The sequence below is a fragment of the Clavibacter vidaverae genome (assembly GCF_047529985.1).
Lineage (GTDB): Bacteria > Actinomycetota > Actinomycetes > Actinomycetales > Microbacteriaceae > Clavibacter > Clavibacter nebraskensis_A.
In genome coordinates, this window is the sequence record NZ_JBLJAM010000001.1 from 48,854 (window position 1) to 72,302 (window position 23,449).

The 23,449-nt window shown below is 75.4% G+C and carries 23 protein-coding genes; 13 read left to right on the forward strand and 10 right to left on the reverse strand.

What is annotated here, in order from left to right; translation table 11 throughout:
• Nucleotides 1-36 precede the first annotated feature (36 nt).
• From ACMT9T_RS00245 to ACMT9T_RS00260, 4 genes are all read left to right on the forward strand, one after another.
• Entirely contained in the window at nt 37-1,752 is a 1,716-nt protein-coding gene (locus ACMT9T_RS00245; protein ID WP_414743722.1) for an AMP-binding protein, read from the forward strand.
• A 66-nt stretch (nt 1,753-1,818) separates the two neighbouring features.
• Nucleotides 1,819-2,487: an FMN-binding negative transcriptional regulator gene (locus ACMT9T_RS00250; protein WP_414743723.1), complete on the forward strand. Its 669-nt coding sequence runs from the start codon at nt 1,819-1,821 to the stop codon at nt 2,485-2,487.
• Nucleotides 2,484-4,055 carry an amidohydrolase gene (locus tag ACMT9T_RS00255; RefSeq protein ID WP_414743724.1) on the forward strand — a complete coding sequence of 524 codons (1,572 nt, stop codon included), beginning with the start codon at nt 2,484-2,486 and terminating at the stop codon, nt 4,053-4,055. The genes ACMT9T_RS00250 and ACMT9T_RS00255 overlap by 4 nt, the downstream gene beginning before the upstream one ends.
• Before the next feature lie 40 nt (nt 4,056-4,095).
• Complete coding sequence (locus ACMT9T_RS00260; RefSeq protein ID WP_414743725.1) at nt 4,096-5,124, forward strand: NADPH:quinone reductase; 1,029 nt, start codon at nt 4,096-4,098, stop codon at nt 5,122-5,124.
• A gap of 93 nt (nt 5,125-5,217) precedes the next feature.
• Here ACMT9T_RS00260 and ACMT9T_RS00265 read toward each other — a convergent pair whose 3' ends face one another.
• The 5 genes from ACMT9T_RS00265 to ACMT9T_RS00285 form a co-directional block, all read right to left on the reverse strand.
• Nucleotides 5,218-5,514, reverse strand: coding sequence for a hypothetical protein (locus tag ACMT9T_RS00265; protein ID WP_414743726.1), 297 nt, complete (start codon nt 5,512-5,514; stop codon nt 5,218-5,220).
• Nucleotides 5,515-5,692: 178 nt separating this feature from the next.
• Complete coding sequence (locus tag ACMT9T_RS00270) at nt 5,693-6,385, reverse strand: NAD(P)H-hydrate epimerase (protein WP_414743727.1); 693 nt, start codon at nt 6,383-6,385, stop codon at nt 5,693-5,695.
• Nucleotides 6,382-7,185, reverse strand: coding sequence for an SGNH/GDSL hydrolase family protein (locus ACMT9T_RS00275; protein ID WP_414743728.1), 804 nt, complete (start codon nt 7,183-7,185; stop codon nt 6,382-6,384). The genes ACMT9T_RS00270 and ACMT9T_RS00275 overlap by 4 nt, the downstream gene beginning before the upstream one ends.
• 116 nt (nt 7,186-7,301) lie before the next feature.
• Nucleotides 7,302-8,330 (reverse strand): LLM class flavin-dependent oxidoreductase, encoded by a 1,029-nt coding sequence (locus ACMT9T_RS00280; protein WP_414745841.1) that lies wholly within the window; start codon nt 8,328-8,330, stop codon nt 7,302-7,304.
• 83 nt (nt 8,331-8,413) lie between these two features.
• Nucleotides 8,414-9,853 (reverse strand): MDR family MFS transporter, encoded by a 1,440-nt coding sequence (locus ACMT9T_RS00285; protein WP_414743729.1) that lies wholly within the window; start codon nt 9,851-9,853, stop codon nt 8,414-8,416.
• Nucleotides 9,854-9,957: 104 nt separating this feature from the next.
• Here ACMT9T_RS00285 and ACMT9T_RS00290 point away from each other — a divergent pair, with 104 nt between their 5' ends.
• The 3 genes from ACMT9T_RS00290 to ACMT9T_RS00300 all read left to right on the forward strand — a co-directional run bounded on the left by ACMT9T_RS00290 (nt 9,958) and on the right by ACMT9T_RS00300 (nt 13,156).
• Nucleotides 9,958-11,769 carry a gamma-glutamyltransferase family protein gene (locus tag ACMT9T_RS00290; protein ID WP_414743730.1) on the forward strand — a complete coding sequence of 604 codons (1,812 nt, stop codon included), beginning with the start codon at nt 9,958-9,960 and terminating at the stop codon, nt 11,767-11,769.
• Nucleotides 11,766-12,299, forward strand: coding sequence for an iron-sulfur cluster assembly scaffold protein (locus ACMT9T_RS00295; RefSeq protein WP_414743731.1), 534 nt, complete (start codon nt 11,766-11,768; stop codon nt 12,297-12,299). Before ACMT9T_RS00290 ends, ACMT9T_RS00295 begins: the two co-directional genes overlap by 4 nt.
• A gap of 239 nt (nt 12,300-12,538) precedes the next feature.
• Nucleotides 12,539-13,156, forward strand: a complete 618-nt coding sequence (locus tag ACMT9T_RS00300) for a hypothetical protein (RefSeq protein WP_414743732.1) — start codon at nt 12,539-12,541, stop codon at nt 13,154-13,156.
• A gap of 6 nt (nt 13,157-13,162) precedes the next feature.
• On the opposite strand, the gene ACMT9T_RS00305 is transcribed toward ACMT9T_RS00300, so the two are convergent.
• Nucleotides 13,163-13,792 carry a nucleotidyltransferase family protein gene (locus ACMT9T_RS00305; protein ID WP_414743733.1) on the reverse strand — a complete coding sequence of 210 codons (630 nt, stop codon included), beginning with the start codon at nt 13,790-13,792 and terminating at the stop codon, nt 13,163-13,165.
• A gap of 67 nt (nt 13,793-13,859) precedes the next feature.
• On the opposite strand from ACMT9T_RS00305, the gene ACMT9T_RS00310 reads away from it, so the two are divergent.
• The 4 genes from ACMT9T_RS00310 to ACMT9T_RS00325 all read left to right on the forward strand — a co-directional run bounded on the left by ACMT9T_RS00310 (nt 13,860) and on the right by ACMT9T_RS00325 (nt 17,282).
• Complete coding sequence (locus tag ACMT9T_RS00310; protein ID WP_414743734.1) at nt 13,860-14,228, forward strand: hypothetical protein; 369 nt, start codon at nt 13,860-13,862, stop codon at nt 14,226-14,228.
• Nucleotides 14,225-15,028 carry a phosphatase PAP2 family protein gene (locus ACMT9T_RS00315; protein ID WP_414743735.1) on the forward strand — a complete coding sequence of 268 codons (804 nt, stop codon included), beginning with the start codon at nt 14,225-14,227 and terminating at the stop codon, nt 15,026-15,028. The genes ACMT9T_RS00310 and ACMT9T_RS00315 overlap by 4 nt, the downstream gene beginning before the upstream one ends.
• An 80-nt stretch (nt 15,029-15,108) precedes the next feature.
• Complete coding sequence (locus ACMT9T_RS00320; protein WP_414743736.1) at nt 15,109-16,596, forward strand: sensor histidine kinase; 1,488 nt, start codon at nt 15,109-15,111, stop codon at nt 16,594-16,596.
• Complete coding sequence (locus ACMT9T_RS00325; RefSeq protein ID WP_414743737.1) at nt 16,593-17,282, forward strand: response regulator transcription factor; 690 nt, start codon at nt 16,593-16,595, stop codon at nt 17,280-17,282. The genes ACMT9T_RS00320 and ACMT9T_RS00325 overlap by 4 nt, the downstream gene beginning before the upstream one ends.
• Before the next feature lie 18 nt (nt 17,283-17,300).
• Here the strand turns inward: ACMT9T_RS00325 and ACMT9T_RS00330 are convergent, their stop codons facing one another.
• The 4 genes from ACMT9T_RS00330 to ACMT9T_RS00345 all read right to left on the reverse strand — a co-directional run bounded on the left by ACMT9T_RS00330 (nt 17,301) and on the right by ACMT9T_RS00345 (nt 20,849).
• Nucleotides 17,301-18,755, reverse strand: coding sequence for an amidohydrolase family protein (locus ACMT9T_RS00330; RefSeq protein WP_414743738.1), 1,455 nt, complete (start codon nt 18,753-18,755; stop codon nt 17,301-17,303).
• 182 nt (nt 18,756-18,937) lie between these two features.
• On the reverse strand, nt 18,938-19,534 hold the full coding sequence (locus tag ACMT9T_RS00335; protein WP_414743739.1) for a hypothetical protein: 597 nt from the start codon (nt 19,532-19,534) through the stop codon (nt 18,938-18,940).
• Nucleotides 19,535-19,547: 13 nt separating this feature from the next.
• On the reverse strand, nt 19,548-20,132 hold the full coding sequence (locus tag ACMT9T_RS00340) for a hypothetical protein (RefSeq protein WP_414743740.1): 585 nt from the start codon (nt 20,130-20,132) through the stop codon (nt 19,548-19,550).
• Nucleotides 20,133-20,219: 87 nt separating this feature from the next.
• Entirely contained in the window at nt 20,220-20,849 is a 630-nt protein-coding gene (locus tag ACMT9T_RS00345) for a hypothetical protein (protein ID WP_414743741.1), read from the reverse strand.
• 187 nt (nt 20,850-21,036) lie between these two features.
• Between ACMT9T_RS00345 and ACMT9T_RS00350 the strand changes: the two genes are divergently transcribed.
• Both ACMT9T_RS00350 and ACMT9T_RS00355 read left to right on the forward strand, forming a co-directional pair.
• A complete protein-coding gene (locus ACMT9T_RS00350; protein ID WP_414743742.1) occupies nt 21,037-22,143 on the forward strand; it encodes an XdhC family protein in 1,107 nt (368 codons plus the stop codon).
• Nucleotides 22,140-23,447: an APC family permease gene (locus ACMT9T_RS00355; RefSeq protein ID WP_414743743.1), complete on the forward strand. Its 1,308-nt coding sequence runs from the start codon at nt 22,140-22,142 to the stop codon at nt 23,445-23,447. The genes ACMT9T_RS00350 and ACMT9T_RS00355 overlap by 4 nt, the downstream gene beginning before the upstream one ends.
• Nucleotides 23,448-23,449: the final 2 nt, after the last annotated feature.

Here is a 23,449-nt window from a genome sequence, read left to right on the forward strand (position 1 = left end):
CCGCCGGCACCCGGGCGCGGGCGGCAGGATGGACCCATGACCCGAGCCAACTCCTCCTACCGCGCCGCCCGCGACCTCCTGCAGGAGATGCGCACCGACCGGACATCCGCGGTCGCGCGCTTCGAGTGGCCGGACGTCGGCGACTCCTTCAACTGGGCGGTCGACTGGTTCGATGAGATCGCGCGCGGGAACGACCGCATCGCGCTGCGGGTCGTGGCGGGCGACGGCTCCGAGCGCAGCCTCACCTTCGACGAGATGGCCACGCGCTCCGACCGCGTCGCCACCTGGCTCGTCGCCCGGGGCGTCCAGAAGGGCGACCACGTCATGCTCATGCTCGGCAACCGCGTGGAGCTGTGGGAGACGATGCTCGCGATCATGAAGGCGGGCGCCGTGATCCTGCCCACCTCCACCGTGCTCGGATCCGCGGACCTCGCCGACCGCGTGGAGCGCGCGGGCGTCGCCCACGTCGTCGCCGACCTCGCGCACACGACCGTGTTCGCGGACGTGCCGGGCGCGTACGGCCGCATCGCGATCGGCGCCCGGGGCGACGAGGCCGTCCCCGCGGGCTGGGCCGACTACCGCGACGCCGACGACGCGCCCGCCGACCGGGTGGGCGTCGAGGTCGCGTCCACGGATCCCGCGCTCGTCTACTTCACCTCCGGCACCACGAGCAAGCCGAAGATGGTCGTGCACACGCACGTCTCGTACCCGGTCGGGCACCTGACGACCGCGTACTGGCTGGGGCTGCAGCCCGGCGACGTGCACCTCGCCATCAGCTCGCCCGGCTGGGGCAAGCACGCGTGGAGCTGCTTCTTCGCGCCGTGGATCGCGGAGGCCACCGTCTTCGTGCACGACTACGCGCGCTTCGACGCGCACGTGCTCGTGGAGCAGCTCGACCGCGCGGAGGTCACGACGTTCTGCGCGCCGCCGACCGTGTGGCGCATGCTCATCCAGGCCGGGATCCGGGAGCGGCCGGGGAGGCTGCGCGAGATCATGTCCGCCGGCGAGCCGCTCAACCCCGAGGTCATCGCGCGCATCGAGGAGTGGTGGGGGCTCGTCATCCGCGACGGCTACGGCCAGACCGAGACCACCGCGATCGTCGCCAACGCGCCCGGCGACCCCGTCGTCCCGGGCTCGATGGGCACGGCGCTGCCGGGCGTCGACCTCGTGCTCGTGGATCCCGTGACCGGCGAGCCCGCCGACGAGGGCGAGATCTGCCTCGACCTCACCACCCGGCCCGTGAACCTCATGGCCGGCTACCTCGGCGACGAGGCCCGCACGGCCGAGTCGCTGCGAGACGGGTGGTTCCACACGGGCGACGTCGCGCGGCGCGACCCGGACGGATCCATCACCTTCGTCGGCCGCACCGACGACATCTTCAAGTCCTCGGACTACAAGATCTCGCCGTTCGAGGTCGAGAGCGTGCTGATCGAGCACCCGGCCGTCGCGGAGGCCGCCGTCGTGGGCGCGCCGGACGACGTGCGGCTCAACGTCGCGAAGGCGTACGTGCACCTGGCCGCCGGGTGGGAGCCCGACGAGGAGACCGCGCTCGCCGTGCTGAGGCACGCGCGCGAGCGGTGCCCCGCGTTCATGCGCGTGCGGCGGGTGGAGTTCGGCGAGCTGCCGAAGACCGCGTCGGGGAAGATCCGCCGGGTCGAGCTGCGGCAGCGCGAGGTGGAGGCGGCCGACGCCGGCGAGCGGCTCGAGGGGGAGTGGCGCGACGACCAGTTCCCGGGGCTGCGGGCGCGCTGACGGCCGGTAGCATCCCGTCATGCCCCTCGCCTCCCCGTCCGCCCTCGAGCCGCGGCGGTCCGTCCGGTGAGGGAGAACCCGTCGTACGCGCTCGAGGACGAGGGCGAGATCCGCCGCCTGGTCGACGAGAACCCGTGGGCCACGATCGTGAGCGGCACGGGAGCCGGGCTCGTCGCCTCGCACTACCCGGTGCTGCTCGATCCCGACCGCGACGACCTCGCGCTCCTCACCCACGTGGGCCGTCCCGACGAGCGGATCCACGAGCTCGGGCTCCGTGAGGGCGCGGACGGCGAGGTGCTCGTCATCGTGCAGGGCCCCCACGGCTACGTGTCGCCCGGCTGGTACGACGCGGACCCCGCCGTGCCCACCTGGAACCACGTCAGCGCGCACCTCACCTGCCGCGTCGAGATCCTCTCGGCCGAGGAGAACCTGCGCGTGCTCGGGCAGCTGGTCGACCGCTTCGAGGACCGGATGCCGGAGCCCCGCCGCATGGAGGGCACGGCCGCCGACGCCGCGTACGCCGCCCGGATCAGCGCGGGCACCGTCGGGCTGCGCCTCGTCGTCACGCGGTTCGTCGCCAAGGCCAAGCTCAGCCAGAACAAGCCGCCGCACGTGGTCGCGCGCGTGCTCGACGCGCTCGAGCACGGCGCGGAGTACCCGAACCCGGCGCTCGCCGCGGAGATGCGGCGCGCAGCCGCGCGGGCGGCCGCGGCGACCGCGGACGGCCCCGCGTGACCGCGCTGCTGCTCGCGGGCGGGCGCCTGCCCGGATCCGCCGCGCTCGTCGACGTGCTCGTGCGTGACGGGATGGTCGCGTCGGTCGGGCCCGCGGGATCTGCCGACGCCGCCGGCGCCGAGACGCGCGCCCTCGACGGCCGCTTCGTCATCCCGGGCCTCTGGGACAACCACGTCCACTTCACGCAGTGGACCAAGGTGTCGCGCCGCCTCGACCTGTCGCGCGTCGCGTCCGCGGCGGAGGCCGTCGCGCTCGTGAAGGACGCGCTCGCCGCGCGCTCCGCGTCGGCCGGCTCCGGTGCCGTGACCCGCGACGCCGCGGGCGCCTCCGAGGCGCTCGTCGGCTACGGCTTCCGCGACGGCCTCTGGCCCGACCTCCCCACGAAGGACCTGCTCGACGCCGTCGCGGGCGACACCCCCGTGCTCCTCGTCAGCGGCGACCTGCACTGCTGCTGGGCGAGCTCCGCGGCCCTCGTGCCGCACGGCTACGGGGATCACCCCACCGGACTGCTCCGCGAGGACGATTGCTTCGACTTCATGTACCGCGTGGAGGAGGGCGACGCGTCGTCGCTCGACGCACGCGCGGTGCAGGTGGCGCGCGACGCCGCCCGCCGCGGAGTGGTCGGCGTCGTCGACCTCGAGATCGATTGGAACCCGGCTCGCTGGCGCCGCCTCGCCGCCCTCGGCCACGACGCGCTCCGGGTCGAGTTCGGCGTGTGGCCGCAGCACCTCGACCGGGCGGAGGCCGAGGGGCTGCGCTCCGGCGACGTGCTCGACGGCACGGGCGGGCTCGTGCGCGTGGGGCCCGCGAAGGTCGTCACCGACGGATCCCTCAACACCCGCACCGCGTACTGCTTCGACCCGTACCCCGACCTCGACGGCCAGGGCGGCGGCGCGCACGGCGGCGCGTGCGGCACGCTCTCGGTGCCGCCGGAGGAGCTGCGCGGGCTGATGTCCCGGGCCGTGCGCCAGGGGCTGCGGCCCGCGATCCACGCCATCGGCGACCACGCGAACCGGCTCGCCCTCGACGCCTTCGCCGCCCTCGAGCGCGAGACCGGGGGCGCGCACCGCGACGCGGACGGGCTCGCGGGATCCATCGAGCACGCCCAGCAGCTCACCCACGAGGACGTCGCCCGGTTCGCCGCGCTCGGCGTCGTCGCGAGCGTGCAGCCGGAGCACGCCATGGACGACCGCGACATCGCCGACGTCTACTGGGCCGGGCGCACGGCCCGCGCCTTCGCGCTCGCCGACCTCCGCGCCGCGGGCACGCGCCTCGCGCTCGGCTCCGACGCGCCCGTCGCCCCGCTGGATCCGTGGGCCACCATGTCCGCCGCCGTCGGCCGCGCGCGCGACGGCCGGGAGCCGTGGCACCCCGAGCAGGCCATCGACCGAGCCGCCGCGCTCGACGCCTCCGTGCGCACGCGCGTGGCGCCGGGGGAGCGGGCCGACCTCGCGGTCGTCGACGCGGATCCGCTCGCGGGCGGCGCCTCTGCGGACGACCTCCGGACCATGCGCGTCTCGGCCACCCTCCTCGGCGGCCGGTTCACGCACGACACGCTCGGCGGCTGACCGCAGGAACACCACGCGGGCGCGCGGCGTTGGGCCCGTCATGAGAGCGATCACCTACACCCGCACGGGTGCCCCCGACGTCCTGCAGCCCGTCGACCGCGACGAGGCCGCCCCCGGTCCCGGCGAGGTGCGCGTCCGCATCGTCGTCTCGGGCGTGAACCCCACCGACTGGAAGTCGCGCGACGGCGGATCGCCCGGCCAGGAGCTGCCGTTCCCCGAGGTCGTCCCGAACCAGGACGGCGCGGGCGTCATCGACGCCGTCGGCCCGGACGTCACCGACCTCGCCGTCGGCGACCGCGTCTGGATCATGCTGGCCGCGCACGGCCGCCCCACCGGCACCGCGCAGGAGAAGACGGTCCTCCCCGTCGACCGCGTCGCGCCCCTGCCCGACGGCCTCTCCTTCGACCTCGGCGCGAGCCTCGGCGTCCCCGCCGTCACGGCGCACCGCGCCCTCACCGTCTCCGAGGACGGCCCGTCGCGCCTCGCGCCCGGCGCCCTCGCCGGCAAGCACGTGCTCGTCGCCGGCGGCGCGGGCGCGGTCGGCCACGCGGCCATCCAGTTCGCACGCTGGGCCGGCGCCACCGTGATCACCACGGTCAGCTCGCCCGAGAAGGCCGCCCTCGCGACGGCCGCCGGCGCGCACCACGTCGTCGACTACAAGGCGGGCGACGCCGCGGCGGAGATCCAGGCGATCGCGCCCGACGGCGTCGACCTGATCGTCGAGGTCGCGCCCGCGCAGAACGCCGAGCTCAACCAGGCCGTGGCGAAGAACCGGGCCTCGGTCGCCGTGTACGCGAACAACGGCGGCGACACCGTCACGCTGCCCGTCGTCGACAGCTTCGTGAAGAACCTCCGCTACCAGTTCCTCCTGCTGTACACGGTGGGCCGGGAGGCGCTCGACGCCGCACGCGCCGACATCCACCTCGCGCTGATCGACGGCGCGCTGCCCGTCGGCGAGGAGGCGGGCCTGCCCCTCACCCGCTTCGCGCTCGAGGCCACGGCCGACGCGCACCAGGCGGTCGAGGACGGCGTGACCGGCAAGGTGCTCATCGACGTGACGCCCGCCTGATCCCGGGCCCGCGTCCCCAGCCGGACGGACGGATGGCCGCATCGCCTCGCGCGATGCGGCCATCCGCATGTCCGGGCCCGGTCGGGCCGGGCGCTACTCGGTGCGGGTCTCGCGGCGGCGCGAGCGCGGCGTGCGCGTCAGGAGCCCCTGCATGATCAGCGGGGCGAGCGCGCTCGCGTTCAGGCACGTGGAGACGAGGAAGGCGAGCGCGAGCGCGTTCGCCGGGATGCCCCATGCGTCGCCCACGAGGTGCAGCGCGAGGACGACGAGCGACCACGCGAGCAGCAGCCACGACGACACGTGCAGCCAGCGCGGCGTGCGCGCCCCCGCTAGGGCGACGCCCGCCATGATCGCGGCGTTCACGACCGCGAGGGCGAGCGGGGCGGTCATGCCGTCCCTCGGGATGGTGCGCGGTGGATCCTGGCGTGCTCGTGCATGGTGTCGTCCCCCTTCGACGGGCCGGTCGGCCTGCGTCCACCCTGACCCAGCGGGAGCGTCGGATGAAGTCGGCGCTATCGGGGACACGGGGCGTCCCGGGCGCGTCGCCAGGCGTCCGGGCGCCGTCGGGTCAGGCGTCGGCGCGGACGAGCGGAGTGGCTCCCGAGAGGTCGAGGCCCACGTCGATGATCGCCACGCGGCCCGCGAGCGCGTGCCCGGGTCCCCGCAGGAGGCCGGCCTTGCCCGCGCCGAAGGTGACCGTGACGTCGGCGGGCAGCACGGTGGGATCGGGCACGGCACCGTCGTCGCAGCCGATGCCGCTCGGGATGTCGCACGCGACGACCCGCGGGCCGTCGTCGGCGGCCGCCACGGGCAGCAGGGCCGCGACCACCCGGCGCGCCTCGCCGCGGAGGGCGGGGCTGGCGGTCGTGCCGATGCCGAGGATCCCGTCGACGACGAGCGCGGACGCCCGGCCGAGCGCCGCCACGGCGTCGTCGTCGAGGTCGTCCGACGCGGTGACGCGCACGCCCGCGTCGGCGGCCCGCGCGGCGCCGTGCTCGTGGATGCGGGACGCCGTGCGGATCACGCGCACCGCGCGGCCCTCGCGCGCGAGCTCGGCGGCCGCGAGGAGGGCGTCGCCGCCGTTGTTCCCGGCGCCGACGAGCACGAGCACGGCGCCCTCTGGCACCTCGGTCCGGCAGACGCGCGCGAGCCCGGAGGCCGCGACGCGCATCAGCTGCGCCCCGGCCGCGAGCAGCGGCGCCTCGGCGGCGCGGATGTCGTCGGCCGCGTAGCCGTCGGCGATGGATGCGGGCCGCGTCACGCGGGCGCGATCCGGTCGACCAGCAGCTCCGCCCACGCCCGGTAGACGCGCCCGTAGAGCGTGTCCTCCGGGTTCGGCGCCGTGAACTCGGGGATCCGCCAGGCCGGGAACGGCACGCTGTCGGCCCGGTCGATGCGCTCGAGCACGCGGCGCGTGCTGCGGTTCAGCGCGTCCGCGTGGCGGCCGACGGCACCCGCGATGAGCGCCGGCGTGACGGGCGAGATCTCCAGCGGCGGCACCTCCGTCACGAGCACGACGGCGCCGGCGGGCATGCGCGCCTGCATCTCGAGGACGCATGCGCCGAGCAGCGCCTCCCAGAGCGGGGTGGGCGTGAAGCGGATGGAGTCGCCGATGCCGACCACGAGCACGGCGACGTCGGTGCTCGCCCAGGCCGGGAACGCGTCGAGGCCCGCGCGCCAGGAGCGGATGGTGAAGTCGGGGAACGACTGGACCGACCAGAACACGCCGCGGCCCGTGCGCACGGCGAGCTTGTGCGCCATCTGGCCCGCGACGCCGAGGTCGTGGGACACCGTCTGGTAGCCGACCGCGGTGCCCTCGCCGACGACCGCGAGGCCGTACGGATCCGGGCCCGGCAGCGATCCCGTGGGCGAGTCGCGGGGGAACGTCGCGCGGCGCATCTCGCGGTAGAGCACGCGGTACTGCAGCGCGCCGACGGTGGCCGACCGGAGCGACGCGAGCGGGCCGGCGGACAGCGCCCGAGCGCGGGGCGCGCGGCCGGGACGCGGGTGCGCGGCGGCGTCGCGACCGGGGTCGGCGGAGGAGGGCGGAGCGCCGGTCATCGCAGCCCGTCCCATCCGTCGCGATGCCCCCGTGCGGGGACTTTCGCAGGATATCCCGCGCGGGGGCACGCCCTCCACCAGCAGCGCCCCCGCGGACGCGGGACGGCCTGCGCGGATCAGGCCAGGATGTCGCGGACCATGGGCGCCACGATCGTGCCGTAGCGCTCGATCCCGCCCATCATGCGCTCGTGCGAGAAGGGGCCCGCGCTGTACTTGAGGTCGAAGCGCGTCGCACCCACGGCCTTCAGCGTCGCGGCGATCTTGCGGGCGACCGTCTCGGGGGATCCCACGTAGAGCGAGCCGTGGTCGATCTCCTGCTCGTAGGAGGCGCGGGCGAGCGGCGGCCAGCCGCGGTCCTTGCCGATGCGCGCGTGCATCACCTGGTAGTCGGGGAAGAACGCCTCGCGCGCCTCGGCGTCGGTCTCGCCGACGTAGCCGGGCGAGTGGATCCCGACGGGCAGGCGCGGCTGCTCGAGCTGGTCGAGGGCGCGCGCGAAGAGGTCGGCGTAGGGCGCGAACCGGTGCGGCTCGCCGCCGATGATCGCGAGCATGAGGGGCAGGCCGTGGCGCGCGGCGCGCACGACGGACTCGGGGCTGCCGCCGACGCCGACCCAGGTCGTGATCCCGTGGGCCGTCTTCGGGAACACGTCGTGCTCGGTGAGGGAGGCGCGCGTGGTGCCGCTCCAGGTGACGGGCGTCTCCTTCACCAGCTCGGCGAAGAGGCCGAGCTTCTCCTCGAAGAGTCGCTCGTAGTCGCTCAGCTCGTAGCCGAACAGCGGGAACGACTCGGTGAACGAGCCGCGGCCGAGGATGACCTCCGCGCGGCCGTCCGAGACGGCGTCGAGCGTCGCGAAGCGCTGGAAGACGCGCACCGGGTCGTCGGAGCTGAGGACGGTGACGGCGGATCCGAGGCGGATCCGCTCGGTCTTCGCGGCGATCGCCGCGAGCGCGACCTCGGGGGAGGAGATCGCGTAGTCGTCGCGGTGGTGCTCGCCGAGGCCGATGAAGTCGATGCCGACCTGGTCGGCCAGCACGCCCTCGGCGACGACGTTGCGGATCACCTCGGGGTAGGGCAGCTCGCGGCCGTCCGGTCCGACCGTGACGTCCCCGAAGGTGTCCAGTCCGAGCTCGATCTCCTGCGCCATGCTGCCCTGCTTCCCTATCCATGCGAACGTATGCATCCGGGTCAACTGTAGGGGCGGGGTCGGCATTCCCGCGAATCGCGGGGTCAGTCGGCGACGGGCTGGGGGCGCGCGATCTCCGTGTCCTCGACGCGCGACTCCGGCATCAGGAGCCCGGCGACGACGGTGGCCAGCGCGCAGACGCCCACCGCGAGGAAGACGGCGCCGGACGCGGCGATGACGGCGTCCGGATCCCGCTGACCACCCTCGGACGCGGCGAAGATCGCGTTCGCGACGGCGCCGAAGACGGCGACGCCGACCGCGCTGCCGATGGACCGGGCGAAGAGGTTGGCGCCCGTGACGACGCCGCGCTCGCCCCAGCCGACGCTCGACTGCGCGCCGATGAGGCTCGGCGTCGCGACGAGGCCGAGACCCAGGCCCACCACGAAGCAGCCGGCCGCGATCCCGGCGAGCGTGGGCGTGGCGGCGAGCAGCGCGATGGATCCGGTGCCGACGACCGTGAGCGCCATGCCGATGAGCACCGTGCGGCGGAACCCGATGCGGAGGTACAGGCGGCCCGACAGCGACGCGGAGATGGGCCAGCCGATCGTGAGCGCGGCGAGCGCGAGGCCGGAGACGAGCGGCGTGACGCCGATGGATCCCTCGAGGTAGGTGGGCACGTAGGAGGTGAGGCCGATGAGGATCGCGCCGACGCCGAGCGACACGAGCGTGGTCGTGAGCAGCAGGCGGCGGGAGAAGACCCAGAGCGGGAGCACGGGCTCGGCCGCGCGCCGCTCCACCAGCAGGAACGCGACGATGAGCACGGCGCCGACGCCGAACGCGCCGACGCTCGGCACGGAGTCCCACGCCCACGCCTGGCCGCCCTCGAGCACGGCGAGGATCAGCAGGCTGAGGCCCACCGTGAGGAGCGCGGCCCCGGCGTAGTCGACGCGGTGGCGCGTGCGCTCGATGGACTCGTGGAAGCGGCGGACGATCATCCAGCCGGCGACGAGGCACAGCGGCACGTTGACGAGGAAGATCCACCGCCAGCTCGTGAACTCGGAGAAGACGCCGCCGAGGGTCGGGCCGACCACGCTGGACACGGCCCACACGCTCGCGAGGTAGCCCTGCGTCTTCGCGCGCTCGGCGACCGTGTAGATGTCGCCCGCGATCGTGATCGCCATGGGCTGCACGGCGCCGGCGCCGAGGCCCTGCACGGCGCGGAACGCGATGAGCGCGGGCATGCTCCAGGCGAGGCCGCACAGCACGGATCCCACGAGGAAGAGCCCGATGCCGATGAGGATGATGGGCTTCCGCCCCACGGTGTCGGCGAGCTTCGCGTACAGCGGCACGGAGACCGCCTGCGCGAGCAGGTAGATGGAGAAGAGCCACGGGAACGAGGCGAAGCCGCCGAGGTCCTTCACGATGGACGGCACGGCCGTGGCGAGGATGGTCGAGTCGATGGCGACGAGGCCCGTGGTCATCATCAGGGCGATGAGGATGGGTCCGCGCTCGGATCGGAATCCGACGCCAGTGGTGTCAGTCATGGGCCTCCCGGGTCGAACGGTGAACGGGCGCAGGGCCGGGCGCATTCCCGCACCGGGCGGAACGGGTGTGGTCGACTGGGGTCATCCCACCGGAAGGACCCCTCGTGACGTTCCGCGCGCCCGACGCATTCACCACCCGCCCCACGCTCCGCGGCACGTTCGGCATGAGCGCCTCCACGCACTGGCTCGCGTCCGGCACCGGGCAGGCCGTGCTCGAGCGCGGCGGGAACGCGTTCGACGCCGCGGTCGCCGCCGCCTTCGTGCTGCACGTCGTCGAGCCGCACCTCAACGGCCCGGGCGGCGACATGACCGCCGTCGTGAAGGTCGCGGGGGAGGGCGCGCCGAAGCTGCTCATGGGGCAGGGATCCGCGCCCGCCGCCGCGACGCCCGAGCGCTTCCGCCGGGAGGGCCTCGACCGCGTGCCCGGCGCCGGTGCGCTGGCCGCCGCCGTGCCCGCCGCGGTCGACGCGTGGCTGCTCCTGCTCCGCGACCACGGCACGTGGGAGCTAGCCGACGTCTGGGCGTTCGCGATCGCCTACGCCCGCGACGGACACCCCGTGCTCGAGAGCGTGCGTCGCACCGTGGCGGGCGTCGCCGACCTGTTCCGCGAGCACTGGTCCGCGTCCGCCGCGTTCTGGATGCCGGACGGCGAGGCGCCCGCGGCCGGGTCGCTCGTGCGGAACCCGGCCTGGGCGGCGGCCATGGAGCGGATCCTGGCGGAGTCGTCGGCCGCGGCGGGCCCGGGCGCGACGCGCGAGGACCGCATCGAGGCCGCCCGCACGATCTGGGCGGAGGGCTTCGTCGCGGAGGAGATGGTCGCGAGCGTGCAGGATCCGCACCGGCACTCCACGGGCGCCGACCACGCGGGGCTGATCACCGCCGAGGACCTCGCCTCCTCGCGCGCCTCGTGGGAGGACGCGGTGTCGATCGGGTTCCGCGGGCTGCGCATCTGGAAGACCGACGCGTGGGGCCAGGGCCCGGCGCTGCTGCAGGCGCTCATGATCCTCGACGGGTACTCCGACGACGAGATCGACCCGGCGACGCCTGCGGGGATCCACCGCATCATCGAGGCGCAGAAGCTCGCGCTCGCCGACCGCGAGGCCTACTACGGCGACGCCGTGCCGGGCGGCGCGCCCCTCGACGTGCTGCTGTCCGCGGAGTACGCGGCCGAGCGGCGCGCGCTCATCACGGACGAGGCGTCGCACGAGCTGCGGCCCGGGCGGATCGACGGGGTGGAGCCCTTCGTGCCGCCGCTCGTGGTCGAGGGCGACGCGCCCGCGTCCGCCGGCGGCACGGGCGAGCCCACCGTCTCCCGCACGGGCGAGACGCGCGGCGACACCTGCCACCTCGACATCGTCGACCGCTTCGGCAACATGATCTCCGCCACGCCCTCCGGCGGCTGGTTGCAGTCGTCGCCGTTCATCCCGTCGCTCGGCTTCTGCCTCGGCACGCGCCTGCAGATGACGTGGCTCGAGCCCGGCGGCCCGTCGTCGCTCGTGCCCGGTCGCCGCCCGCGCACGACGCTCACGCCCACCCTGATCACGCGCGACGGCGAGCCCGTCGAGGCGCTCGGCTCGCCCGGCGGCGACCAGCAGGACCAGTGGCAGCTGCCGTACCTGCTGCGCACGATCGTCGGCGGCTTCAGCCCGCAGCAGGCCGTGGACGCGCCAACGTTCCACACCACGAGCGTCCCCGGATCCTTCTGGCCGCGCACCTGGACGCCGGGAGGTCTCGTGGTCGAGGGCCGCGTCGGCGACGACGTGATCGCCGACCTGCGGGCCCGCGGGCACGAGGTCGAGGTCGTCGGCGACTGGACGCTCGGGCGGCTCTCGGCCGTGACGCGGGATCCCGCCACGGGCCTCCTCGGCGCCGCCGCGAACCCGCGCGGGGCGCAGGGGTACGCGGTCGGACGATGACGCTCGACCGGCAGATCGCCTCGGCGCTCATCGCCGACCACGCCCGGCGCCGCGTCGGGAGCGACGCGGCGCTGCGGGCGGCATCAGCACCTGGGCGGTTCGTGGCCGAGCCGGACGCCGCGACGCCGGCGGCCGGCGTCGTGCTCGGCGCCTCCGAGCAGCGGAACGCGACGTGCGGCGACGTCGTCGACCTCCGGGTGCTCGCGCTGGATCCCGCGCATCCGGTCGGCTCGCCGGGCGCGCCCGTGGATCCCGCCGAGCGCATCGCCGTCCGCTGGCACGGCCGCGGCTGCACGGTCTCGCAGGCGTCCGCGTCGATGCTCGTCGAGCTGGTCGAGGGGCGCACGGCCGCGGAGGCCTCGGCCCTCGTCGTCGAGCTGCGCGCCCTGATCCGCTCCCACGAGCTCCTGCCCGGCGCCGAGGACCGGCTCGGCGACGCGTTCGCCCTCGCCGACTCCGGCCGCTACCCGCTCCGCGGCACGTGCGCGCTCCTCGCCTGGCACGCGCTGGAGGAGACGCTCGCGCGCTGAGGCGGCATCCGTGCGGGCAGCCGGCCCGCATGGATCTGACATGCGTCCTGTGCGCAACCCTCGGTGTCCTGGTCGAGTTCGCTGCATGATGCTCGCGTGAGCCGCGACGGACGCGGTCGCTCGGCATCGGAGGAAGCATGCGGATCTCGCGCACGACCCTGTCCCTCCTGACCATCACCGCACTCACCCTCGGTGGGGCCGCGGTTCCCGCGAGCGCGGCGACCGATGCGAGGCATGCGGTGTCCGTCTCCGCGGCCCTCTCCGCCGGCGACCGTGCCCGCATCGCGCAGCGCCTCGTCGACTTCGACGTGCCCGCGGGCCTCCGTCCAGGGCTCCTCGACGCGGCCGAGCACGGACGCCCCTTCGACGCGTCCACCGGGGCCGCTCCGACCTCGGCCGACACCGTCGTCCACGAGGGCCTCGCGTACGACGTGTCGCGCTACGCCGACGGCTCCTTCATCGCGACGGCGCTCGAGACGCCGGAGTCGGGCGCCGTCGTCCGCCCCGACGACATCCAGGGCTGCTCCCGGTACACCGGCGCCGGGGTGACGGAGTACTCGCACTGCCTCGTCATCAGCGACACCCCGACGCTCACCTTGCAGTTCCGCGCGTCCTACTACCGCTCGGCGGCCGCGGCGGGCATCGACGAGATCTCCGACTGGGACATCCAGGCATACGGGGGCTCGTGCGCGCTGCAGGAGTTCGACGTGGTGAAGGCGCGCAACGGGTCGGCGACCGGCCCGGGGAAGGCGCGGCTCCGCTGCTTCGCGAACGCGGTGAGCGGGATCGCGAGCTCCTATCCCTACCTCGACCTGGTCGTCGACGGCTCGGGCGCTCGCTCGGAGTCGAACTTCTGATGCGCCTCACATCCGCCGGTCGACGTCCGCCCCCGTGCTGAGGTCCGCCGCCTCCACGAGGAGCGCGCCGTAGGCCGCGAGGTAGGGGCGGGCTCCCGTGTCGCCGTGCACCGCGGACGCGAGCGGGGCCCGATGGTCTCGGCCGATCAGCGCGGGGTGCCCGGGGCGGCCGCGGAAGACGGCCTGGCGCAGGGTCGCGGGATCCACCGGGGCGGCGTCGAGGACGCGGCGCACCGTGGCCGCGTCGAGGTCGGGCACGTCGACCGGGGCGACGGCGAGCGCGACGGGCGGGGGATCCAGCGCCGCGGCCGCCCGGAGCGCGGCGCGCAGGGAGGCGGACATGCCGTCGGCCCAGTCGTCGGCGCGCACGACGACGGCGTCGGCCGACTCGGGGAGCGTGCCGAGCAGCACCGCGGCCTCGTCGGCGGAGGCGCCGAGCACGACGAGCACGGGGGAGCAGCCCGCGTCGGCGAGCGCGCGGATCGCGGTCGCGAGCCACGGCGTGCCGTCCGGATGCGTCGCCAGCGCCTTGGCGCCGCCGAAGCGGGTGCCGGCGCCGGCGGCGAGCACGACGCCCGCGATACCGGCGGCCGGGCGCCCGTCGTCGGCTGCCTCCCGTGATCCCGACTCCGCCATCCGCCCATGCTAGGAGCGCGCCCGCCGGCCCCTCGCCCTCCCCGGCCGCGCGGCCTACGCTCGATCCATGGATCCCGACACCGCCTCCGCGCTCGCCCTCACCCTGTCGCTCGGCGTGCCCGTGCTCGCGATCCTCGTCGCCGTGGTCCTCGCCGTCGCCCGGGCCCGCGGGGCCGGCTGGGGCTGGTACATCGTGGGCTGCACGGTCGTCGCGCTCATGCTCGCGCTGGGCCTCGCGATCCTCGCGACGTGGTCGGCGCAGACGGGCCTCGGCTACCTCGACGAGGGCGCCAGCACGTTCGGGATCGTCCTGATGGGCATCCTCGGCGGCGTCGCCACCTTCGTGGTCGGCCTCGTCGCGGGTGTCGTCGGCCTCATCGTCGCCGCGGTCCGCCAGCGCGACCGCGTGCCGTCGTCCGCGCTCGTCCACGGGTGACCCGGCCCGCCGGCGGCGGTGTCGCCGCCACGGGCGACCGCCTGCCCCCGCGGCGGTCGCGCACCCGCCCGCCAGGTCGCATCGTCCGCACCGCCACCGGCGTCGCGACCCGCGTCGGCCCGACGGGCGCCTTCGCCGCGTTCCTGGTCCTCGGCCTCCTCGTCATCACCGCCGCGTCGAGCCTGTTCGCGGGCCTCTACGTCGCCGTGATCGACGACGACAGCGTCGCGCTCCTCGACGAGCCCGCGCTGCACCTCGCCATGGACGTCCGCTCACCCTGGCTCGACACGGCCGTCACCGCCTTCACCGAGGCGGCGGGCGTCTACGCGGTGCCGATCGTGGGCGTCGCGGTCATCGTCGCCCTCGCCATCCGCCGACGCCAGTGGGTGCCGGTCGTGCTCGGCCTCACCGCGGGCGCCGGATCCCTGCTCATGACCGAGGTCGGCAAGGACCTCGTCGGCCGCGACCGCCCGCCGCGCGCCGACGCCGTGCCGCCCTACGAGACGTCGCCGTCGTTCCCGTCCGGCCACACCCTCAACGCCAGCGTGGTGGCCGGGATCGTCGCGTACCTGCTCGTGCTCCGGCAGCTGCGGCGGTCCACGCGCGTGCTCACCTACGTGATCGCGATCGCGTTCGCCGCGACCGTGAGCCTCAGCCGCGTCTATCTCGGCCACCACTGGCTCACCGACGTCCTCGCGGGCTGGCTGCTCGCGCTCGCGTGGCTCGCCCTCGTCGTCGTGGCGCATCGGGTGCGGCTGCGGCTGTCGGAGGCGCGGGAACGGGACGACGACCGCACGTGATCCGCCGACGCCTCGTCCCTTCGGATGAAGACGCGCGCCCGACCTCGGATCCGCGGTGCCCGCGCCCCTAGCGTGAGGGCATGCACCCCCCACACCGCTCCCGCCTCCGGCCGTACCTGGAGCCCGCGGCGGGGGTCGCGTACCTCCTCTTCTTCCTCTGGGCGGGGCTCGGCGGCGGGCTGCAGGAGCACGGCTACGCCTACACGGTGACGGTGGGCGCGTACGCGATCGCGATCGCGATGGCCCGGTCGGCGCCGCGGTCCGCGCTCGCCATCGTGCTCGTCGTGCCGACCCTGCAGATGCTCGGGGCATCCGGCGTGGGATCGCTGCTCATGCTGTTCGCCGCACCGGATGCGTCCACCTGGCCCGTCGCGTCCGCCGCGCTCGTCGTCGCGTTCGTCAACGGCCGCACGGCAGCAGCTCCCGTCCGGGCCGCAGCCCTCGCGGTCGGCGCGTTCCAGGCGGTGTGCCTGGGCTTCGCGATGTCCGCATCCGGGTACTGGAGCGCCTCGCGGGGCCTCGGATCCGCGTACCGCGGCGAGGGGATGTCCGTGGGCTGGGCGCTGCTGCTCGCCGGCATCGCCGCGGTGCTCTACCTCGGGGCCTGGACGCTGGGCGTCGCGCTGCGGCGCGGCGGGCTCGGGGCGCGCGGCGCGTTCGACTCGCTCGGCGAGCTCATCGCGCGCGGCGCGCGCGGCGGGTCCGGCGGGCGGGTCCGACTCCGCCGGCGCGGCGTGGAGGACCGCGCGCGGCTCGTGCGCGCCGAGGCCGACCTCGAGGTCGCGGGCGTCGAGCTGCGGATCGCGCAGGAGCGCAGCGGCATCGCGCAGGAGGTCCACGACGTGCTGGCGCACTCGCTCGCCGTCGTGGTCGCCGTCGCGGACGGGTCGCGGTTCCTGCGCGAGACCCGGCCGGAGACGACCGAGGAGGCGCTGCGCGAGATAGCCGGGACCGCCCGGTCGGCGCTGCTGGACCTCCGCGGCCTCATCGAGGAGCTCACCGACGACAGCCACCGGCCGCAGCCGAACCTCGCTGACCTGCCCGCACTGATCCGGGGCATGGCGGCGACCGGGATGCGCGTCGACCTCCGCACGACCGGGCGGCCCGGCGGGCTCACGCCGTCGCAGCAGCTCAGCGTCTACCGGATCGTGCAGGAGAGCCTGACGAACGCCCTCAAGCACACCCGCGGGACCGCGACCGTGGACGTCTCGTTCGTGTGGGAGGGACCGGGCCTCGCCCTGACCATCCGGAGCCGCGGATCGGAGGCGGAGCCCGAGCCGGCCTCGAAGCTGCCACCGGCCCGGCCTCGCAGCGGGTTCGGCGTCGGGAGCATGCAGGAGCGGGCGCGGCTCGCCGGCGGCTGGCTGACGGCGGAGCGCACGGATCCCGAGGAGGGCGACGCGACCGACGGCCACCTGGTGACGGCGTTCCTGCCGACGTACGGCGAGCACCCCACGGACGGGCGGCGCGCGGCGGACGCGCGGGTCCCCGCCGACGCCGCCGCCGACCCCGCCGACCCCGCCGACGCCGACGACCCGCGCACCGACCCGGCGGGGGACGCGGCATGACCGACCAGCCGGCGCGTCGCATCCGCGTCGTCATCGTCGACGACCAGCGGCTCTTCATCTACGGGATCCGCATGCTCATCGAGTCGCAGCCCGACCTCGAGCTCGTGGGCTCCGCGACCGACGGGCGTCAGGCGGTCGACCTCGTCACGTCGACGCGCCCCGACGTCGTGCTCATGGACATCCGCATGCCGGTGATGAGCGGCATCGAGGCGACCCATCGCATCACCCGCGACGACCCGGAGGCGGTCGAGGGCGCACCCGACTCGCGGCCGCGGGTCGTGATCCTCACCACCTTCCAGCAGCAGGAGGCCCTGTTCCAGTCGATGAGGCACGGCGCGAGCGCGTTCATCACGAAGGACGCGACGCCGGAGACCCTGCTCGAGACGATCCGGTCGGTGCACGCGGGCGATGCGGCACCGATGCCGATCACCGGGCTCGTCGCGGGACACGCGCACGCGCCCGACATCGAACGGCCCGAGCGCGCGCTCCAGGCCCTGTCTCCGCGCGAGCGCGAGGTGTTCCTGCTCGCGGCGAAGGGCTTGCGCAACGGCGAGATCGCGGCGGCCGCCTTCATCAGCGAGACGACCGTGAAGACCCACATCAGCAGCATCCTCGCGAAGCTCGACCTGCGCAGCCGCGCGCAGATCGTCGTCCACGCGTACGAGAACCGGCTGCTGAGCTCGTGACCGGGGCAGCGGGCGGCGTCAGCCCGCCGACACCCGCCGCCCCTGCACGTGGACGCCCGCGATGGCCGGCTCGCGCAGCCCCATGAGCAGCGTGAACAGGATCTGGTCGGTGGCGCGCTCGGCGTCGTCCGAGCGGATCCCGTGCTCGAGCGTCAGGGCGAGCGGCTCCCAGAGGTCCGGCGTGATCGTCAGGAAGTCGGCGTCCTTGCCCACGTCGAGGTTGCCGTAGCGCTCCTCCATGTCGAGCGCGCGGGCGCCGGCGAGCGTGCCGGTGAACAGCAGCTCGGCGGCGTCGATCTCCACGCCCGCGTCGCCCGGCTCCGACAGGTGCACCTTGAACGCGTCGTTGAGCACCCGGGAGACGAGCCACTCGTCGCCCGCGCCCACGTCGGATCCGATCGCGACGTTCACGCCCGACGCGACCGTGCGCCGCCACGGCATGGTGCCGCTCCCGAGGAACTGCTGCGACGTCGGGCAGTGCGCGATGCTGCTGCCGGTCTCGGCGAGGCGCGCGAGCTCGGAGTCCTGGCAGTGCACCGCGTGGGCGAAGACGCTGCGGCGGCCGAGGAGGCTGGATCCGCCCCGCTCCGACCCCGGCAGGAACCGCCCGTCGTACGTGTCGAGGTAGGTCTCCGTGCCGTACACGTCGCGGACGGCGGCGATCTCGCCCGTGCCGGGCCGGTCGTTCTCGTTGAGGTGCGAGTGGAAGTACACGCCCTCGCCGCGGGCCACGTCGTACAGCTCGCCGAGGCCGTGGAACGTCGTCGGGGTCACCGAGAGGCTGAAGCGCGGCACGATCGCGACCTGGAGCAGTGCGGTCGTCGCGTCGCCCGTGTCGACGGCGTGCCACCGGTCGATCTCCGCGCAGGACAGCGCGATCGCCTCCTCCTCGGTGGTGAGCAGCGGGGTCGCGGGGCCGGAGCCGACCGTCTGGATCCCGCGGCCGCTCACCAGCCGGAGCCCGGCGTCGCGGGAGGCCTCGAACAGGGCGTCCTGCGCGTGCGGGAACGCGGATCCGAAGACCAGCGCGCTCGTCGTGCCCGCCATGATCCGGCGTCGCGTGAAGTCCGCGGCGATCATGCGGGCGAAGCCCTCGTCCTCGAGCCGCGCCTCGGACGGGAACACGCAGGAGTCGAGCCACTCGAGGAGCTGGCCGCCGCCGTGCGCGCTCGTCGTGTACGTCTGCGGGAAGTGCACGTGCGCGTCGACGAAGCCGGGGAGGAGGAAGTCGGACGCGTCGCCGTGCACGGGGGCGTCGGCGAAGGCGGCGGGGAGCTCGCGGTATGGGCCGACCCACGCGATGCGGCCGGCGTCGTCGACCGCGAGCGCGCCGTCGGGCACCGACACGAGATGGCGGCGGGCGTCCTCGACGCGCGGGGATCCCGTGATGTGGAGGACGTGGCCGCGGTGGACGGCGCGGCGGCCGGGGGAGGCGGGAGGCGCGGGGGTGCTGGTGGTCCGGTGGTCGCTCATGCGGATCCGTTCGCTCGGCTGGTGCGCGGCGGTGCTGGGAGGCGGGATCCCGCGGCGGCGTGCATCATGCGCACGGACGGGATCGGGCGCCCGGTCGATGCTCGGACGAAGCACGGGTCGCGCGCTCCGACACGCCGCAGCGGTCGGCGGCGCTCAGGAAGCGGTGACCCTTCGCGGCGGCGTCAGGTCGGAGGGCGTCGTCCGGGATCGCCGGTCGCGTCCGCGTGGAGCAGCGGCTGGAGGAGGGCGTCGATGCGCTCGAGCCGGCGGCGGCGGATCACGGCCATCCCGGCGACCGCGACGGCGATCACGGCCGGGAGGGTCCACGCGAGGGGCGGTCCGCCGAGCATCCGGAGCGTGACGGTGCCGACGAGGAGCACGGCCGCGACGAGCACCGCCCACAGCCCGCCGAGCTGGTCGTGCACCTCGCGGCGGCGGAGCAGGAGGAACCGCCAGGCGTCCGCGTCGTCCTCGGTGTCCGCGGGAATGCGGCCGTCGTCGATCGCCTCGGAGACGTCGATCCACCGCATCCGGGACGGCGCCGCCCGGCGTCGCCAGGACAGGACGAGCGTGAGGACGAGGCCGCCCATCGCTCCGACCGTGAGCGCTCCTGCGAGCCGGCTGGCGTCCACCTCCTGGCCGAGCGCGACATCCCAGTAGGTCCGGAGCGCGACGTAGGCGACGGCGGCGCCCATCGCGGGGACGACCGCGGGCGCGTCGGCGATCCGGCGGCGGGCGCGTCGCAGGCGGCCGTGCGCGGGCGGAGCGGTGCCGGTCATGATCGGGTGCGGGTCATGCCCCGGCGGGGTGCGTCGGGGTCTCGTGGGCGGCGGTTGCGGGCGCGCCGGCACCGTCGCGTGCCCGCAGCTGGCGCAGCAGGTCGTCGATGCGGGGGAGCGTCCGGCGCGCCTGCTCGAAGCTCACGACGCCGAGGGCGAGGAAGACGACCACGATGATCCAGCCGGCGGGCGAGTCGGGGACGAGGACGACGGCCGCGACGCCCATCGCGACCAGCACGAGCACGAGCACGGGCATGAGCCACATCGAGCGGCGGAACTGGCGGCGCCGCCACTCGAGGGCGGGGATCCACGTGGCGGGGTCGGCGTCGAGCGGCAGCGTCCGGGTCTTCAGGGACGTGGTGACGTCGGCCATCGTGTCGGCGCCGCCGCTGCGCCGGCGCTGCCGACCGACGACGAACGTCAGCACGCCGGCGATGAGCAGCGAGCCGATGACGTTCGCGATCGTGCGGCCGAGCGTCAGGCCGTCCTCGCGCATGAGGGCCTCGAGCAGGAGGCGGATGACGACGACGATGACGAAGAGGACGGGGAACACGATCCCGAGGGGAGCGCGCTGGAACCGGTCGGACAGGGCCTTCATGCGGCGGTGCCGTACGTGCGGCGGGTCGTCGGGGTCATGCTCGCTCCTCGGATCGGCGGGGCGCCCGGTCGTCGCGCGCGGTGCACATTATCCAGCAGCCGGGGGAATCCGGTCGTCGGGGGCGGGCGGCGGCCAGCCGGCGCGGCGCTCGGCGTCGACGCGCGCCGACTCCTGCAGCGGGATGAGCAGGGCGTCGACGGCGTCGCGGCGGCGGCCGCGGGAGACGATCAGCGAGGTCGCCCAGGTGACGAAGACCGCGAGGATGATCAGCCCGGCGACCGCCCGATCCCCGCTCGCGCCGTTGACGAGGGTCAGCATCACCACGAAGACCAGCGCGATCGGCAGGAGCCATGCCTCCTGGCGGATCTCCGCGCGCCGGCGCTCCAGCGCGCCGAGCCACGCCGCCGCGTCCGCGCCCGGTCGCAGCTCCCCGTCCTCGGCGGCCTCCGACACCTCGACCCAGCTGGGTGCGCCGACCTGGCGCCGACCCCGGGAGCGGCGCACGCTGATGAAGAGCACGCCTCCCAGAAGGCCGAGGCCGATGCGCAGGAGGAGCGCACCGCCGCCCGCGTTCCATTCGCCGAAGTCGAGGAGCGTGAAGTAGCAGAAGTAGATCGCGGAGACGGCGAGCATCTGCACGACCGCGGGCGCATCCGCCCACGCGCGGCGGATCCGCCGGAACAGCGGCTGCGGACGGTCGGGCGCGGTCGACGTCATGGGTCCCCCTCTGGCGGCGCCGGATGCGGCGCGCGGCACCGGGGGAGGATCCCCCCGGCATCCGCGTCCCACCCTACGCAGGGGCCGTGGGAGGCTTGACGCGGGCGGTACCATCCCGCAGCCGCACGGTCGCCGCCCACCTGCTCACCCGCCCCGCGCCCGTCGGCGCTCCCGTCCCGGAGGTGCCGTGCTCGAGATCGCCGCCGAGGTGCTCGACGCCCTCGCCGACGGCCGACGCCTCGCCCTCGCGTGCGTCACCGACGTGCTCGGCAGCGCGCCGCGCACCGCGGGCACCGCGATGGCGGTCGACGAGGCGGGCCGCGTCATCGGATCCATCTCCGGCGGCTGCGTCGAGGGCGCGGTCGTCGAGGTCGCCGCGGGCGTGCTCGACGACGGGGTGCCCGTCCTCACGTCCTTCGGCGTCAGCGACGACGACGCGTTCGAGGTCGGCCTCACCTGCGGCGGGCGGATCGGCGTGGTCGTCGTGGAGCTCGGGCCCGCCGACGACGCGCGGTCGCCGATCCCCGACGCCGTGCGCGCCGCCCTCGAGGACGCGCGCGCCGGTCGCGCCGCCTCCCTCGCGCTCGTGCTGGAGGGCCCGGCCGTCGGCGCGTGGATCACCGCCACGCCCGACCCCGCGGTCGACGCGGCCGTCGGCGCCGACCCGGCCCGGCGGATCCGCGCCGAGCTCGCCGGGCGCCTCACCGCCGGCCGGTCGGGCACCACGCAGGTCGACTGCGCGGACGGCCCGCTGCGCGTCCTGCACCTGGTGGCCGCGCCGCCGCCCCGGCTGCTCGTCTTCGGCGCCGTCGACTTCTCCGCCGCCCTCGCCGACGCGGCCGCGCTCCTCGGCTACCGCGTGACCGTGTGCGACGCCCGGCCCGCCTTCGCGACCCGGGCGCGCTTCCCGTCGGCGCACGAGGTCGTCGCCGAGTGGCCGGACGAGTACCTGGCGCGCACCGAGGTCGACGCCCGCACCGTGATCTGCGTGCTCACCCACGACGACCGCTTCGACGTGCCGCTGCTCGTCGACGCGCTGCGGCTGCCGGTCGCGTTCGTGGGGGCGATGGGATCCCGCGCCACGCACGAGCGCCGCCGCGCGCGCCTCGTGGAGGTGGGCCTGACCGACGCCGAGCTCGCGCGCCTGCGCTCGCCCATCGGCCTCGACATCGGCGCGTCGACGCCCGAGGAGACGGCCGTCTCGATCCTCGCGGAGGTGCTCGCCGCGCGCGCCGGCGCCCGGGGCGCGCCGCTCACGACCACCACCGGGCCGATCCACGGGGAGACCGCATGACCGCAGCATCCGCATCACCCGCGCCCGCGCAGCCCGGCCTCGCCCGCCGCCTCGGCCTCCTCGACGCCACCGTGCTCGGCCTCGGCGCGATGATCGGCGCCGGGATCTTCGCCGTCATGCCCGCAGCCTCCCGCGCGGCCGGCGGCGGTCTCCTCGTCGGCCTGGCGATCGCCGCGGTCGTCGCCTTCTGCAACGCCACGGCGTCCGCGCAGCTCGCGGCGCGCTACCCCTCGTCCGGCGGCTCGTACCTCTACGGCCGGGAGCGGCTCGGGGAGTGGCCGGGCTTCCTCGCGGGCTGGTCGTTCGTCGTCGGCAAGACCGCGAGCTGCGCCGCCATGGCCATGACCTTCGCCGCCTACGCCGTGCCCGCCGCGTGGCAGCGGCCCGTCGCGGCGCTCGCCGTCGTCGCGCTCGCGGTCGTCGGCTGCCTCGGCGTGACCCGCACGGCCCGGCTCGCGCGCGTGATCATCACGGTGGTGCTCGCGGTCATCGCGCTCGTGCTCGTCGCGGGCCTCGTCGCGGGCGGGCCGGGCGGGCCGGGCGCCGCCGCGGGATCCGTCGCGGGCGTCATCGACACGACCCCCTACGGCGTCCTCCAGTCCGCGGGCCTCCTGTTCTTCGCCTTCGCGGGCTACGCGCGCATCGCGACCATGGGGGAGGAGGTGCGGGATCCCGCCCGCACCATCCCGCGCGCCATCATGCTCGCGCTCGGCGGCGCCCTCGTCGTCTACGCGCTCGTCGCCGTGACGCTCCTCGGGGTGCTCGGGGAGGCGCGGCTCGGCGGATCCACCGCGCCCCTCGCCGACGTCGTGCGCGACGCGGGCTGGGCGTGGGCGGTGCCCGTCGTCGGGATCGGCGCGGCCGCCGCGTGCCTCGGCGCGCTGCTCGCGCTCCTCGCCGGGATCGGGCGCACGTCGCTCGCGATGGCGCGCGAGGGCGACCTGCCGCGCGCGCTCGCCGTCGTGCACCCGCGGTACCGGGTGCCGCAGCGGGCCGAGATCGCGGTGGCCGTGGTCGTCGTCGCGCTCGTGCTCACGGTGGACCTCCGCGGCGTCGTCGGCTTCTCGTCCTTCGGCGTGCTGCTGTACTACGTGGTCGCCAACGCCGCCGCCTTCACGCAGGAGCACGCCGACCGGCGATACCCGCGGGCGCTGCAGGTGCTCGGGGTCGTCGGGTGCGTCGTGCTCGTGGCGACGCTGCCGGTGCCGTCGATCGCGGCGGGCGCGGGCGTGCTCGTGGTGGGCGTCGCGGGTCGGGCCGTCGTGCTCGCCCGTCGCCGACGCGGATCCGCGCCCGCGGCCTGACC